The following is a 15,558-nucleotide window of genomic DNA, read 5'->3' as shown; positions in this document are numbered from 1 at the left end:
CACCCTCGAGCCCTTTACGTCAAGAAGAATATTCGGGCTTCATACGTTAAACAGGCTCTCGGCCTTTTTCTTCCCGCTGATACGCTCGTAGTCGTCATAGTCGACGAAAACGAGATGTGGCAGTTTCTTCCGTATGCGGCCGACCATCTCGAAGCCCTTCGCCCCCCTGGATTCGTGGGCGGTGACATACTTGAATTCCCTGTCGCATTTGGGGCATTTTTTCAATCCCTCGAGCCTTATGCCCATCTCTCTGCAGCCCGGGCAGAAGCCGAACTTGTCGTCGACGGTGATGATATGGCTCTGTATCTCGGCGAGGTCGACCTCGCTCCAGACTCGAATGTGGTCCATGATACGCTCGTGCCTCCATTGCGCCATCCAACCTCGCAGGGGCGGGATGGCTTGTATCAAACATGTATAATGACGGCCTCTTTTGCAATTACTATTTGGGCCGGCAGACCGTTCATAAGCACTTGACAAGCGGGGCGTCGCCGCATAGGGTGCGGTATGCAAAAAAAGCCGGACGAACGAAACATGATACGGATTGGAACGCGTGGAAGCGAGCTCGCGCTCTGGCAGGCCAATCACGTGGCCGAACTGGTTGGAAAAGAACGCTCGCGGATTATCGTGATAAAGACGAAGGGAGACCGTATCCAGAATATCTCCTTCGATAAAATGGAAGGAAAGGGCTTTTTCACCAGGGAGATCGAGGATGCGCTCCTCTCCGGCGGGGTGGACGCGGCCGTTCACTCGATGAAGGACCTGCCGACGGAGCACACGCCGGGGCTCGCCATCGCCGCGGTCATCCGGCGGGAAGACCCCTCGGACGTGCTCCTGGTGCGCGCGGAACGCTATCTGGAGGGGAATGTTCTCCCGCTTTCCAACGGCGCGGTGGTGGGGACCAGTTCCCTGCGCCGTGCCGCGCAGCTTCGCAACATACTGCCGTCCCTCGAGATCAGGCCGCTTCGGGGAAACGTCACGACCCGCATCCGGCGGCTTCGCGAGGGGAGATTCGATGCGATCGTGCTGGCCAGGGCGGGACTGGCGCGCCTCGAGATCGATACCTTCGGACTTGTCGAGTTTACCCTGCCGTACAGCTATTTTCTTCCGGCGCCCGCGCAGGGCGCGCTTGCCGTACAGGTGCGCGAGGACGATCACGATTTATACCGTGTGATGCGCGGCCTGAACGACCACGCGACCGAGGATTCCGTCACGGCGGAGCGGCGCTTCCTCGAACATTTCGGCGGCGGCTGCCATGTGCCGCTGGGGGCGCTCGCCTACCGGTCCGGCGACGTGCTGCATCTGACGGGCCTTGTCGCCTCGATCGATGGTACGCGGTTGATCAGGAGGTCGGTCGACGGCGGCGATCCCGCCCTGATAGGGGAAAGGCTCGCGGAGTTACTCAAACAGGAGGGGGCCGACGGCCTGCTATGAAAAAGGGCATGGTGTATCTGGCGGGCGCGGGCCCGGGCGACCCGGATCTCCTGACGCTGAAGGCGCTCGGTGCGCTCGAGCGGGCGGACTGCGTAATCTATGACTACCTGGCGAGCCCGGCGATTGTAAACGGGCTTGACTGCGAAAAAATATATGTCGGCAAGCAGGGGGGAGACCACGCCCTCTCGCAGGAGGAGATAAATGATCTCCTCGTGAGGAAGGCCTCCGAGGGAAAGACAGTGGTGCGCCTCAAGGGGGGTGATCCCTTTATCTTCGGTCGTGGCGGCGAAGAGGCCGAGGAGCTTGTGAAGGCGGGCATTCGCTTTTCCATCATCCCCGGCGTATCGTCGTTCTATTCGGCCCCCGCTTACGCGGGTATACCTGTCACGCACCGGGACCACGCGAACGCGTTCGAGGTGATCACCGGCCACCGGCGCGACGACGCCTCCGTGGACGAGGACATCAATTATCCCGATTACGATCCGGACAAGACGTTCGTCTTTTTGATGGGGATGAAGAACCTGGCCCGCATTGCCGCGACGCTTGCCGGCGAAAGGGGATTCCCTGAAGACACGCCGGCGGCGGCGGTGAGCTGGGGGACGACGCCGCGCCAGCGCGTCGCGACAGGCACGCTCGCGACCATAGCCGATGCCGTGGAGCGGGAGCGGCTGAAACCGCCGGCGATCATAGTGGTGGGCGGCGTGGTGGAGCTCCGCGAGCGGCTGCGCTGGTTCGATGCGCTCCCGCTGTTCGGGAAAAAGATCGTGGTGACGCGAACCCGCGAGCAGGCCTCGGCGTTCTCCCGAAAGCTCACCGAGCTGGGCGCGGACGTTATGGAATTTTCGACGATCCGTATACTGCCGAAGGCCGACATGGAGCACCTCGACGCCGCCATCGGCTCGATCGACTCCTTCGACTGGATCGTCTTTACCTCGCAGAACGCGGTTAAAATATTTTTCGATCGACTGTCCGAGCTGGGAAAAGACGCGCGCTGCCTCCACGCGGCGCGGATTGCGGCCATCGGGCCGGCGACCGCGCGCGAGATAGAGCGGCATTCGGTCCGCCCGGACCTCGTTCCCGCCGAATATATCGCCGAAGCGGTCGTGTCGGCGATGGGTGAGGCGGGCGTTTCGGGGGCGCGGGTGCTTCTGCCCTGCGCCGAGGAGGCGCGCGACGCGCTGAGGGACGGCCTTTCCGCCCTCGGCGCAGAGGTGCGAAGGATCGCCGTGTACGACACGGTGCGTCCGGAGCCGCCGGCCGGGGACATCCTCGAGAAGTTGAGCACCGCCGATGTCGTCACCTTTACGAGCTCGTCGACGGCGAGGAATTATTTCGCAATGGTAAAAGAATCACGCGCGGTGCACGCGAGCATAGGGCCGATCACATCCGGTGCGGTCCGCGATGCGGGACATAACGTGGACATTGAGGCGTCGGAGTACACCATCGACGGCCTGGTGGACGCGCTCGTTCGCGCGTTCGGATGATCCGTCCCCGTTTTTTTAATTGCCCTGATGTTTAAACTGTGCTTGCATATCGTCGATCCCCCGCACATTGTAAAGAGTGACGGCTTTTCCGGGGATGGATGCCGGTTTAGGGATCGGTGGGTCTTCGCGCGAATAGGCCGGCCGCGCGCGCGGGAGGGCGCCCGTATGCCGACGGGGATTATGTCGTTTCTCCGGGTGGTTATTCGATTTTCCGGCGGTCGCGCATATCAACGAGGTGAGGAATGTCCGGATGGCACATACGGCAAATCGCGGCGGCGGCGCTGTTTGCGCTGCTTTCGGGGACGGGTCCGGTGATCGCTGAGGATGCGGCGCCGTCCGTGGTGCGGCAGGCCGGTGCGGCGGGCGTCCGGCTGGATCTGACGGGCGACTGGCGCATCGTCGCCCCGTCGCACGACCGGGTCGCGCGCTGCGCCGCGGCGGAGCTCGCCCAGGCGCTCGGGCGTATTACGCGAAAACGGTTTCCTGTTATTTCGTCGGGCGACCGCGGAGGTCCGGCCGTCGTTTTGTCGCACGGCAGGGACGGGGATGCCTTCCGCTGGCGCGCCGCGGCCGATCGCGTGGAGATAAGTGGCGACGGGGCAAGGGGCCTCCTGTACGGCGTGTACGATTTCCTCGAGGCGCTGGGTTGCCGGTGGGTCGAGCCGGGGATTCGCGGCGAACGCCTGCCTTCCGGGACCTCGCTCACGCTTGCGCGGTCGTTCTCACGCCAGGCCCCCTCGTTCAAGGGGCGCTGCCTCGTCATCGGTCACGCGGCCTTTTTGTCCGACGCGGACGGGTGGACCGTCTGGGCCGCGCGCAACCGCATGAATACCGTATTCGTTCACGTCACCACCGAGGCGCTCGCGTTCGGTGCCGCCCCGGAAAAACAGTGGGAGAAAAAACGCGACGCCGCGCTCGAGTTGATGAAAGACCGGGGGATGATGATTGAGTACGGAGGGCACCGTCTGGCATCCTTCCTCCCGCGGGAGCTTTTTAAAAAAAGCCCCGGCATGTTCAGGATGGCCGGCGGGGAGCGTACGGCCGATTTCAACCTGTGCCCCTCAAGCCTGGAGGCCCTTGCCGTTATTCAGCGGAACGCGAAGGAATACTTCTGCGAACATCCGTATGCGGACATCTTCCATGCCTGGCCCGACGACATACTCGGCGGCGGCTGGTGCTCGTGCCCGAATTGCGCGCGCTACACGCCGTCCGAACAGGCGCTGCTGGCCGTCAACGCCGTCGCCGCCGTATTGCAGAAGGTGAATCCGCGCGCACAGCTTTCATTTCTTTCATATTACGATACGGAGGAGGTCCCCCGGAAGGTGAAGCCGCTTCCGAATATCTGCATGCTCTGGGCCCCCCGCAAGCGGTGCTATGCGCACGCGCTTTCGGTCGATGCCTGCGGGGTAAACGCGCCGCGCTATACAAAAGGTTTCGAGGCCCAGGTAAATTATTTCCGTGCACGGGGAGGACAACCGGCACGCGTCTTCGAGTATTACCTCGATGCGATACTGTTCAAATCGGTGCTTCCCCCGCTTGCCGTGGTGATGCGGCGCGATCTTGCCTTCTACCGTGCGGCCGGTGCCCATACGGTGCAGGCCCTCATGACGGGAGGCTTTCAATGGGTGAGCGCCCAGCCCAACGCGTGGATTTTCGCCCGCCTTGCGTGGAACGCCGACGAGGATTCCGGTTCGCTCCTCATGGACTTTTGCGCCTCCACGTTCGGAAAAGACGCCGCGGCGGCGATGACGTCGTATTATTCGTCGCTTGAGAAGGCCTTCGCCCTGGCGCTTGAGATCAGCCCGGCCATGAAGCTCGCCGAGGAACAGACGCCGATGCTCCGGCTCTTCGATTCGCCGCCGGTCGACCTGGGCGATCCATTCTTCGAACCGCCGGCGGAACTCGAGAAAAAGGCGGCGCGGGTAAAGGACATCTACGCACTTATAATGAGGGCGGAGGAGGACATGGAATCCGTCCGCGACAGCGCACTGCCGCTCGCGTGGCGCCTGGAGCGAAAATCGTTCGAGCTGATGAAGGCCTGGCTGAGCTTCGATGCCGCGAGGGTGGGCCTCTACGCGGGGCTCTCCGGCGGAGTCCCGAAAGATGAACTGCTGCGCCGCCACGGGGCCGCCGAAAAAGCTATGAACGCAGTCTTCGACTGGAGGCGGGAGGGCATCACCGGATCGGCCTATCGCGATAATTTCGAACTCATGCACGCGTATTTCTGGCGCCTGCGGCTGGATAAAATCAGGTATGATCACTTCGAGGACGGTATCGGAAAGATATTCGTAAAGTACAGGGCGATGGCGCGGATCGGCTGGCTCTATTTTAAGCTGCTTCGCGCCTACGAATGAAATAGTTTTGCCGCATAACCGTAACGAGTGGAGGCGTCTGCGTGCCTGGGATTCGCGGTAAACAGAATGGCACGCGATTATACGATGTAAAGGGGGAATCATGCTGGAAGCCGACATCAACCACCTGGCGGTACTCGCCTCCGCGATCGTGAGTATGGCCATAGGGGCCGTCTGGTATTCGCCGTTCATTTTCGGTAAGATATGGATGGCGCAGAGCGGACTGCGGCCCGAGGACATGAAGGGCAAGGGGCGCGCGATGGCCATTGCCGCCGTCTCGGCCCTTGCGGCGTCGTATGTGCTGGCACATTTCGTGGATATCCTCGACGCCCGGTCTCTGCAGAGGGGGCTTGCCGTGGCCTTCTGGATATGGCTGGGTTTTGTGGCGACGGTGATGGCGCTTGAAATGGGATTCGCCGGAAAATCATTCAAGGCTTACCTCATCGATACCGGGAACCAGCTGGCATCATTTCTTGCGATGGGGGCGATCCTTTCGGTCTGGAGATGAAGGCATCGGGCGGAACTTTTTTCGGTGTTTCGGATTTTATATCAAACGACAGTTGCCGATCATTAGAGTCGTGGCGTAACTGGGAAATTAAGCCGGTCCCCCCCGCCGCAGGCGGGGGGAAGGACGATATCACAAAGATTTGCAACAGGTCTATTCCTAAAAGTGAGATAAGGAAGGGAATGCCGGATAATACTGGAAAACGGATTTCGGTACTGCGGATGCTGCCCGTGCTTTTGTCGTTTTTTGGCGGCGCCGTGGCGCTCGTTCTGGCCGGCGTCGGCGGGCTTGGGGCCGGCACGACGGGTGTCCTCGCGCTCGCGCTTGGATTGATTGCCGCACAGGGGCTTCTCGGCTTCATTATCATCGGCCGCCTGCTCGGGCGCGAGCGCGAGGTGGCCGTACGCCTCGCAAGGATTGCGGGCGGGGATGCCGAAGCCGCGGGACGTGGAGACGTGCCGGTGCTTGCGGTCTGTGATGATTTCTCGAAACGCATCGATGCAATGATGAGCACTCTGACGCATGCCGCCGAAGGGCTCTCCACCGCGGCGGGCAGCCTGTCCGAAACCGCTTCGAAAGTGTTCGAAAACGCGAAATCGCAGAGCGTGTCGGTCGTCAATATCGCCGCCTCGGTCGAGAAGGTCGCCGTCGGCATCAACTCGGTGGCCGATAATGCGGCCTATCAGGCGGAGGGTCTGCAGACGCTCGTGGGTCTCATACGGAGTCTCATGGAGACGGCGGAGGCGCTGGCGCAGCGGATCGAGGAGGCGGTCTCATCGACTCACGAGGTCGCCGAAAACGCAGAACGGGGGCGTGAGCGGCTCAACGAGGCCTCGCAGGGCATGCTCCAGATAATGAAGGATTCGGGAGCGATCAACGAAGTGGTTGAAGTGATAGGCGAAATTTCCGACCGCATCAACCTGCTTTCGCTCAACGCGGCGATCGAGGCGGCGCGGGCCGGCGACGCGGGCCGGGGATTCGCCGTGGTGGCCGACGAGGTGTCGAAGCTCGCCGACCGCACCTTCTCGAGCGCGCGCGACATCGGCGAGATGATAGCGGGACGGGTAAAAATCCTCGAAGGGAACACCGTTACAATCCAGGAAGCGGTGAAATCGGCCGGCGGAATCATGGAGACGATCGAGCGGATCGGCGATGACGTCAAAAAAGTGGCCAATACCGTCAAGGATCAGGCGCAGCTCAATTCGATCGTGGCTCAACAGGCGCAGATGATCAGCGGAAAGTCCGAGGAGATCGACGATGCCACAACCGAGCAGAAGATCGCGATCTACGATGTGTTGGTGAATGTTAACGGCATTAACGCCCTGTTCAAGGAAAATCTTTCGATGGCGCGCGAGTCGATCGATGCCGCCCGCGCGGTTGCCGGTTTCGCCGGCGGTATCCGCGACGCGCTTGCAGTTTTCATGAAGACGCGTCGCGGCGGCTGACTAAAGGGCGCCTTGATTTCATCGAAGCTTTTGCCGGGGATGAAGCGCATAAAGATCCCCGCGTACATAAGGGACCGCCATTCGGAATATGAGTGGCGCTGGGGGCGGGGGTTCGCTTTCAGATACGCCGCCATCTTTTCGTTAAGGGGCGGGTACGCGCATTTTTCGCACCGGGCGACGTCGCGTATCACCGGGCTGCGCCGGGATTTAAAGAAGGGCCATATCAAATGCCCCAATCAGTGTCTTTGCGACGTGACTTCCGGCCTCATCGTCATCGACACGCTCGCGGGCTTCGAGAAGGCAGGCGACCACGCCTTCAATGTCGCCGAGGGGATCGGCGGTGCCCGCGTTTTCCGATAAGGCCGTTATGCGTTATATTTACAGATATTTCTTTTCAAGTTCCGCGGGCGGGATCGGTCTGCTGTAATAGTACCCCTGGATGAGGTCGCATCCCAGTTCGCGGAGGATTTCGAGCTGCTCGCGCGTTTCGATACCCTCGGCGATTGTGCGCAGATTGAGCGAGTGCGCCATCAAAATGATCGCCGAAACGATTGCGCGGCTGTCCGTGTCGGTGGCTACATCCTTCGTGAACGAAATGTCTATTTTAAGGGTGTCAAGCGGATATCGCTTGAGGTAGCCGAGAGAGGAATAGCCGGTTCCAAAGTCATCTATCGAGACCGTAAAGCCGGCCTCGCGAAAGGCCTCGAGAGTCTTCCGCGTGAATTCCGGATCCCTCATGAAGGTGCTCTCGGTGATCTCGAGGGTCAGCATCGAGGGGCTCACGCCGCACTCGCCGACCAGGGCGACCAGCCTCTCCGCAAAATCCTTCTGCCTGAACTGTAGCGGCGAAATGTTTATCGCAACAGGCACATCACGGCAGCCCCGGTCGCGCCACTCTCGTATCTGGCGGCACGTCTTTTCCATCACCATATAACCCACCCGGAGGATGAGCCCCGATTCCTCGAGCACCGGAATGAAACGGGCCGGCGGCACCGAGCCGAGCTCGCCGCTGTTCCAGCGGAGCAGGGATTCCATGCCGGCGACTTCTTCGGTCGACGCTGAGAAATAGGGCTGATAATGTAGCTCGAACTCGTCGGAAGCGATGGCGTTTCTAAGCAGTGCCTCCATGTTTAGAAACTCGTAGGCCTTTTCGTTGAGGTCGGTCGTATAAAACCGGTAGGTGTTGCCCTGGTTCTTCGCCCGAGCCATCGCGATGTCGGCGTTCTGTAAAAGGACACGCGCGTCGTCGCTGTCGTCGGGGCATATCGAAACCCCCATGCTCGCCGTCAGGACAATGTCCTTTTCGTTGATGCTCATGGGCTCGGAGATGATGTTACGGAGCTTCTCGGTCATGAGAATGAGGTCGTCCCGGTGCGCCATGTCGTCGAGGATGAGGGCGAACTCGTCGCTGCCTGAACGCGCCAGGGTGTCACCTTCGCGTATGGCGGCGCCGATCCTTTTGGACATCACGCGGAGGATTTCGTCACCGGCGCTCATGCCTAAGACATCATTGAGGAACTTGAAGCGGTCGATGTCGAGCAGTATCACCGCCACCACGCGTTCCTTGTATTCGGCCCGCGCGATGGCCTGCCCCAGCCGGTCGATGAAGAGATTGCGGTTGGGGAGCTCCGTGAGCAGGTCATAAAAGGAAAGAAAATTGAGCCGCTCTTCCATGGCGAGCTTTTCGGTGACGTCACTGCCCCTTGCGACCAATTGGAGGATGGCGCCCCCCGGGTCCCTGATCGGTGAGATTGTCGTGTCGAGGTGGAAGAGCTCGCCGCTTTTTTTTCTGTTTGTGAACAGCGCGGTGTAATTTTGCCCCGAAAGCGCCGTTTCCCACAGGGCCCGGTAGAACACCTCGTCGTGTACCCCGGATTTCCACAGGCGAGGGGTCCCGCCAATGAGCTCATCGCGGGAGAAGCCGGTCAGCGCGCAAACGGTATCGTTGGCGTATTCGATGGTGCCGGTGCTGTCGGTGATGACAATCCAGTCGCTGGACTGTTCCACGACCATGGAGAGTTTCCGCATTTCTTTTTCTGCGGCGAGCCGTTCGGTGATGTCGCGTACGAAGCCGGCGTAGATCGGGGTGCCGTCGCGGTTGATCCGCGACAGACTGAGCTCGGCCGGAAATACGCTCCCGTCCGAGCGGTACGCGCCGGTCTCCGCCCGCCGGTTCAGGAAAAAGACTGTGGCATGTTCGATCCAGTCCCGCCGGTCTTCATCGGCTCCGGCTTCGTCGCGAGCCCGGTTGAAAAGCTGCGCCGCATGCTCGCCGATGATCTCTTCCGGCCTGTATCCGAACATCATCGAAGCGGCCGGGTTGAACTCGAGGATCATGCCGTCGTCGCCGCTGAAGGTGATGATCGCGTCGAGCGCCGACCGGAGAATGGCCGCCCGGCCGAGCTCGAGCTCGTGGAGGTTGTGCTCCGCGGACTTGCGTCCGGAGATGTCGAACACGATGCCTTCGTATATACGCTCGCGCTTTCCCTTGCCGACCACCCGCACCGTAATGGAAACCCATATCCTGCTTGAATCGCGCCGCAGAAGCTCCGTCTCGTAATTTTCGACCGAGGAGTTGTAGATCAGTCTTTTCAGAAATTCGCGCCGTTTTTTGTCCTCGGCGAAAAGGTGCGTGCCGATGTTCGTGACGGCCGTCGCGAGTTCATCGACCGACTCGTAGTAGAGCATATTCGCAAGCGTGGAATTCGCCGTAATCAGACCGCCCGCGGCGGTAATCTGGAAAATGCCTACGACGGAATTTTCGAAGAGCGTGCGGTAGCGCTCTTCGCTTTCCATCACCCGCATTTCGAGACGGTGCTTGTGGAGTGCGATGCCGATATTCGCCAGAAGCTCGCGTCGCTCGAAGGGCTTGAGTATATAGCCGTATGAGCCCGCGAATTTGAGTTTTTCGATTGTTTCGGTGTCGGAATACGCGGTCAGAAAGATGACGGGAACGCGGGACTCGGCCTGTATGAGGCGGGCGGCCTCAATACCGTCCATCTCGCCCTGCAGCATGATGTCCATCAGCACCAGGGAAGGGTTGTCTTCGCGGGCGGCACGCACCGCCTCCTCTCCCAAGCCGATGACGCCGCTGATCTGGTAGCCGAAGCCTGTCAGGGTGTGCCTGAGGTCCTCCGCGGTGAGCGCTTCGTCCTCTACTATCAGAATGCGGATCTGTTCCAACTCGGGCGTTCTCCCCGGCGAGTCTTCCCGGTCGTGCATTCGAATGTCCTCGGGGTTTCGATGATTGTTCCGGCGTTCCGGTGGCGCGAACCGTACGTCCGGATTCTTTATTGTAGACGCGTCGAAAACAATGTCAAATTAATATTTGCCAGCGGCGGGGCGGTGGCGGCGGCAGCGGAAGACATCGGAGGGGTGAGCGACGGAACGCCGCGGCGATGAAACCGCGGCGCACCGCGGAGCGCGTCAGTCGCTCATTTTATACTGTCCCTTCATCGCGTACACGTGTTCCTTCCAGATTTTGTCGAAACGCGCGGCGTTGACGACGGGCTTCATGATCATCTTCAGGCAGATTTCCTGCTGCTTGTCGCTCGCCGACGGCTTGGAATACAGTTGCAGGGCGAACTTGGAGAAGTCGCGCACCATGAAATCGAAGATCTGGTCGATGAGGTCGTCTTCCACGATATAGAACTTCTTGTTTTCAAGGATGAGCTGTCCGTATGCCACCAGCGTAAAGAGCTCGCCGATGATGAGCAGAAAGTCGATGTCCTTGCTCTGAGCCTCGGATGGCGTCGCCACGGCCAGAAACTCCTTCAGCACCCCGATCTGATTCTTGAAGACCCCGACATTGGGGATGTCCACGCCGCTATAGGCGATGTTGTAATCGTGGAACTGGATCTTGCCCAGTCCCTTCGTGGGGCCCTGGTCGAAGAGGAAGTCGTCGTTCTTCGCGTCGCGACGCTGCGGCACCTCGGGGAACCGGCCCGGGTTGAAGAAGTAGTTCGCCATGAACTTGATGATGAGCGCCATGTTCACGTGCACCGTGCCTTCGAGCTTCGGAAGCGCCCTGATGTCGCGCGCGGCCATGTGGAAATAGGTGTCCTTCTCGAAGCCCCTGGCGGCGATGATGTCCCAGAGGAGGTTGATGACCTCTTCGCCCTGGGTGGTGACCTTCATCTTCACCATGGGATTGAAGAGGAGGTAGCGCTTGTCTGTGGCGTTTGCCGAGCGCATGTAGTCGGTGGCGCGCAGCGCGAAGAGTTTCATCGCCGTAAGACGGCAGTAGGCGTCGGTGAAGAGCTGCTTGATGTGCGGGAAATCGGTCACGTACATGCCGTAGAGGTTGCGGTTGGCGGCGTGTTCCATGGCCTCGTAAAAGCTGTGCGTTGCGATGCCGATTGAGCCCCAGCCCAGGTTGAACTTGCAGACGTTGATCGTATTCAGGGAGGCGTCCCACGCATCGCGGCCCCTATCGGTTATCTCAGCCTCGGTGATTGGATAGTCGTGCAGCAGGTATTCGGCCACGTACGACTGGTTTTCGATTACATTCTTCACGCACTCGTATTTCTCGTGCTGCGAGTCGACCACGAAGAAAACGTAGTCGCCGGTGTCGGCCATCTTGGCGAAGGTGGAGACCATGGCCGCCTTGTTGCCGTTGCCGATGTAGTACTTGTCGCCGTTGGCGCGGTATGTGCCGTCGCCCTGGGGGTAGAGCATCATGTCGCTGGAGTAGATATCGGCGCCGTGCTCCTTCTCCGAAAGGCCGAAGGCGAAGATGGCGCCCTCTTCAAGGAGCTTCGCCGCGCGCTGTTTGATCTCCTCGTTCTTGCCGATCCAGATCGGCCCCAGTCCCAGCGCCGATACCTGGAAGGTGTACCAGTAGGCCAGGCCGTAGAAACCGAGGATTTCGGCGTAATCGGTGATGCGAGAGGTGTCCCAGCGGGAATCGGCGTCGCCGTAGCCGGAGGGCGTGAAGAGCGTCTTGAAAATGCCCTCCTTCTTCTGGAACTCCAGAAAGTCCTCGTACCACACATACTTGTGGTCGTCGTCGAGCACCTTGGCGAGGCCCTTTTTCTCGAAAAACTCAATCGTCTTCAACATGATCCGCTTCGTCTTTTCGTCCGGGTAGGTGGTGGCGAACTTCTTCGGATTGAGTAGGATCATAGCATGCTCCTTCGTTTTTAGTAGGATGGGGATATGATCTCCCCGTCCGCGCTCCCGTCAAGACGAAAACAATGTTTCCATTTAAGGCTATTTATGGCAATAAAGTTTCCGCTTGGATTGATGATGGAATTGTAGCATAGGTGAGCGCAAACGCAATTATTTATACCGCCCCCAAGCTCTGCGCGGCGAAGCGGTCGGTCACCGTCGGCGGCGGCTGCAAGGGGCTGTAACCCCTTGCCGTGCGATGCCAGAGGCGGACACTTGCCCTGGGTGGGTGGTGGCGTCCATGTCATCGTGCGAATTGCCCGTCCGACCCTGGGCGAGACCCTTTGCCGCCGCGCGCCTGAGGTGTGATCCTCCATCCTAAAATGGTTGACTCTGCGGTCGAATGGGCCACACTGCACGAGCGGCAGGCGCCGCGTAACGACACGTCCGGAGAAAACGCATGTATCCCGATATACGTCCCCGAAGGCTGCGCGCGAGCGCGGCCATAAGAGACCTGGCCGCGGAGACCGCCGTCGATAAAAAGCGCCTCATCATGCCCCATTTCGTCACCGAAAGCGGCCCCGATCGCGAGCCGATAACCTCCATGCCGGGCATCGAGCGTGTTTCGGTCGATACCCTGGTGCGCGACGTGGAGGCCGATCTTAAACTGGGAATTGCCCATTGCCTCCTCTTCGGCATACCGGCGGCGAAGGACGAGGCGGCCTCGGGGGCGTACGCGGCCGACGGCGTGGTCCAGCGCGCGGTGCGCGAGATCAAGAAAAGGACGCCCGAGGTTTGCGTCATTACCGACGTGTGCCTGTGCGAGTACATGAGCCACGGACACTGCGGAATCGTGAATGATGGGAAAGTCATTAACGACCCGACCCTCGAGCTCCTCGCGCGCACCGCGGTCTCGCACGCGGACTCCGGCGCCGACATCGTCGCCCCCTCGGACATGATGGACGGGCGCGTGGCCGCCATTCGCGACGCGCTGGATGAAAACGGCCTTGTCGACACGCCCATACTCTCGTACGCGGCCAAATACGCCTCGGCCTTCTACGGGCCCTTCCGAGACGCCGCCGGGAGCGCGCCGCAGTTCGGCGACAGGCGGAGCTACCAGATGGACTGCCGCAACGCCCTCGAGGCGGAGAAGGAGGTTATGCTCGACATCGACGAGGGGGCGGACATCGTGATGGTGAAGCCGGCGCTCGCGTACCTGGACATCATCCGGCGCGTGCGCGAGATCGTCAACGTGCCGGTGTGCGCCTACAACGTGAGCGGCGAGTACTCGATGGTGAAGGCGGCCGCAAAGCTCGGGTACGCCGACGAGCGCATGCTGGTAACCGAGATACTTACGGGAATATTCCGCGCGGGCGCCGACATGGTGATCTCGTACCACGCGCGCGACATCTTCCGCCAGGGCTGGCTGTAGGGCGGCCGGCGTGGGGGTTTTAAGGACGACCGCAACGCCGTGTCCCGGCGCGCGTGTAGTGGCGCCCGAAGCGGGGCGCGCTATCGCCGTGTCGTGAGGCCCGTCACGATTCCGGGGCCCCCGCCGAAGATGTGTTCCAGTCGCAGCGTGAGCACTTTACGTCGCGGTACTTGTAGATGGCGCCGCTTGAGGTGCGCACCACGGCGGCCATAACCAGCGATTCGCACTTCGGGCAGTGCTTTGAGATGATCTCGTACTCGTTCTGATGTATTCTTTCACCGTGTTTTTTCCTTGCGGTCACCATACCTCCGTTAGTCCGGATACGTATAAAAAAATAGGTAAAATTCCGATAAAAACGGTTACACCCTTTGGGAAATCGTACTTATCGGTTTGCCGTCCCGCCCGCCCAGCCGCTGATGCGTTCAATCAAGCGGTTGAGCGTATCCGCCGCGTTCCCCTCCATAAAGCACACGCCGGGCCTGCCGTAGAGGGTGTTTTCCACCCCGGAATATCCGGGCTTTCGGTCCATGTTGCAAATAATTATGCTTCGCGCGTCCTCGGCGCGAAGCACCGGCATGCCGTCAATCGGCGTGCCCTCGGCGCTGTTGGCGGCCGGGTTCACCACGTCGCACGCGCCCACGATGAGCGCCGCGTCGGTGCCGGCGAACTCGGGATTGATGGTCTCCATGTCGATCAGGCGCTCGTAGGGGATGTCCACCTCGGCCAGGAGCACGTTCATGTGCCCGGGCATGCGGCCCGCAACCGGGTGAATGGCGAAACGGACGGTCGCTCCGCGCGATTCGAGCAGGTCGTAGAGCGCTCGCACCTGGGACTGCGCCTGCGCGAGCGCCATTCCGTATCCGGGGATGATGATGACGCTCGACGCGGAGGCGAGTATCGACGCGGGGTCCATCCCGCGCGCCGTTTGCCGTGCGGCCGGCGCCGTGTCGGCCGCAGGTGAGGCCGGGGCAAAGCCGCCGGCTCGGGCGGCGCTTCCGGTCAGCACGTCGATGAGCGATCGGTTCATGGCGCGGCACATGATGCGTGTGAGGATGAGGCCCGCCGCGCCCACCACGGCCCCGACCGAGACGAGCAGGATGTCGCCCACGGCGAAGCCGCAGATCGAGGCGGCGAGCCCGGAGTACGAGTTGAGGAGCGAGATGGCCACCGGCATGTCCGCCCCGCCGATGGGGAGTGTGAAGTGCACACCGAAGCCGAGCGCGAGCGCGAGGACGACGAGCGACGCGATCGCGGCGGTGTGCCCGTCGGCGACCGTCGCGTACGCGGCCAGCGCGCCGAGCGTAGCCAAAAGCACGACCGAAACCGCGCCCGCGCCGTGAAAGCGCACCGGCCGCTGCGGGAGAACGCCCTGGAGCTTCCCGGCCGCGACCATGCTTCCGGAAAGGGTGAGGGAGCCGATAATGAGCGCGAGCTGACCGGTGAGGCGCGCGGAGAGCTCCATGGCGTCGTGGCTTTCGAGTATCACCGAGAGCGCCACCAGAAGCGACGCCCCGCCGCCGAGGCCGTTCAGGAGCGCGACCATCTGCGGCATGCGGATCATCGTCACGCGGAAGGCCATGATCGCGCCGACGATCGCGCCGACCGCCATGGCGATGTAGAGCGTGCTTGCGTCGACGATGCCGTTGTGCCACAGGACGAGCGCGATCGCCGCGAGCATCGAAAGCGCCCCCAGCCTGTTTCCGAGCGCCGCGCGCCCGACCGAGCTCATGAGCCGTATGCCCGCGAGCATGGCGAGGATGACGGCGATGCCGGTTATTTCATATATGCCGAATGTCATGGC

The 15,558-nt window shown here is 61.2% G+C and carries 12 protein-coding genes; 7 read left to right on the top strand and 5 right to left on the bottom strand.

Annotation, left to right across the window (positions count from 1 at the left end):
* Positions 1–39 precede the first annotated feature (39 nt).
* Entirely contained in the window at positions 40–348 is a 309-nt protein-coding gene (locus VLM75_09455; protein ID HSV97147.1) for a hypothetical protein, read from the bottom strand.
* A 156-nt stretch (positions 349–504) separates the two neighbouring features.
* On the opposite strand from VLM75_09455, the gene hemC reads away from it, so the two are divergent.
* The 6 genes from hemC to VLM75_09425 all read left to right on the top strand — a co-directional run bounded on the left by hemC (position 505) and on the right by VLM75_09425 (position 7,576).
* Positions 505–1,431 carry a hydroxymethylbilane synthase gene (hemC, locus tag VLM75_09450; GenBank protein HSV97146.1) on the top strand — a complete coding sequence of 309 codons (927 nt, stop codon included), beginning with the start codon at positions 505–507 and terminating at the stop codon, positions 1,429–1,431.
* Entirely contained in the window at positions 1,428–2,915 is a 1,488-nt protein-coding gene (gene cobA, locus VLM75_09445; GenBank protein HSV97145.1) for a uroporphyrinogen-III C-methyltransferase, read from the top strand. Before hemC ends, cobA begins: the two co-directional genes overlap by 4 nt.
* 242 nt (positions 2,916–3,157) lie before the next feature.
* A complete protein-coding gene (locus VLM75_09440) occupies positions 3,158–5,269 on the top strand; it encodes a DUF4838 domain-containing protein (protein ID HSV97144.1) in 2,112 nt (703 codons plus the stop codon).
* A 100-nt stretch (positions 5,270–5,369) separates the two neighbouring features.
* Positions 5,370–5,774: a DUF1761 domain-containing protein gene (locus tag VLM75_09435; protein ID HSV97143.1), complete on the top strand. Its 405-nt coding sequence runs from the start codon at positions 5,370–5,372 to the stop codon at positions 5,772–5,774.
* Between the two features lie 179 nt (positions 5,775–5,953).
* Positions 5,954–7,216 carry a methyl-accepting chemotaxis protein gene (locus VLM75_09430; protein HSV97142.1) on the top strand — a complete coding sequence of 421 codons (1,263 nt, stop codon included), beginning with the start codon at positions 5,954–5,956 and terminating at the stop codon, positions 7,214–7,216.
* Between the two features lie 12 nt (positions 7,217–7,228).
* Positions 7,229–7,576 carry a hypothetical protein gene (locus tag VLM75_09425; GenBank protein ID HSV97141.1) on the top strand — a complete coding sequence of 116 codons (348 nt, stop codon included), beginning with the start codon at positions 7,229–7,231 and terminating at the stop codon, positions 7,574–7,576.
* Between the two features lie 18 nt (positions 7,577–7,594).
* Here VLM75_09425 and VLM75_09420 read toward each other — a convergent pair whose 3' ends face one another.
* Positions 7,595–10,438, bottom strand: a complete 2,844-nt coding sequence (locus tag VLM75_09420; GenBank protein HSV97140.1) for an EAL domain-containing protein — start codon at positions 10,436–10,438, stop codon at positions 7,595–7,597.
* A 204-nt stretch (positions 10,439–10,642) separates the two neighbouring features.
* Complete coding sequence (locus VLM75_09415; GenBank protein ID HSV97139.1) at positions 10,643–12,340, bottom strand: acyl-CoA dehydrogenase; 1,698 nt, start codon at positions 12,338–12,340, stop codon at positions 10,643–10,645.
* Positions 12,341–12,785: 445 nt separating this feature from the next.
* On the opposite strand from VLM75_09415, the gene hemB reads away from it, so the two are divergent.
* Positions 12,786–13,757, top strand: coding sequence for a porphobilinogen synthase (gene hemB / locus VLM75_09410; protein HSV97138.1), 972 nt, complete (start codon positions 12,786–12,788; stop codon positions 13,755–13,757).
* A gap of 103 nt (positions 13,758–13,860) precedes the next feature.
* Here hemB and VLM75_09405 read toward each other — a convergent pair whose 3' ends face one another.
* On the bottom strand, positions 13,861–14,058 hold the full coding sequence (locus VLM75_09405) for a hypothetical protein (protein HSV97137.1): 198 nt from the start codon (positions 14,056–14,058) through the stop codon (positions 13,861–13,863).
* Between the two features lie 81 nt (positions 14,059–14,139).
* On the bottom strand, positions 14,140–15,555 hold the full coding sequence (locus tag VLM75_09400) for an NAD(P)(+) transhydrogenase (Re/Si-specific) subunit beta (GenBank protein HSV97136.1): 1,416 nt from the start codon (positions 15,553–15,555) through the stop codon (positions 14,140–14,142).
* Positions 15,556–15,558: the final 3 nt, after the last annotated feature.

The sequence above is a fragment of the Spirochaetota bacterium genome, from assembly GCA_035477215.1.
In the GTDB taxonomy this organism is placed as follows: domain Bacteria; phylum Spirochaetota; class UBA4802; order UBA4802; family UBA5368; genus MVZN01.
This window is presented reverse-complemented; position numbering and strand designations above follow the sequence as displayed.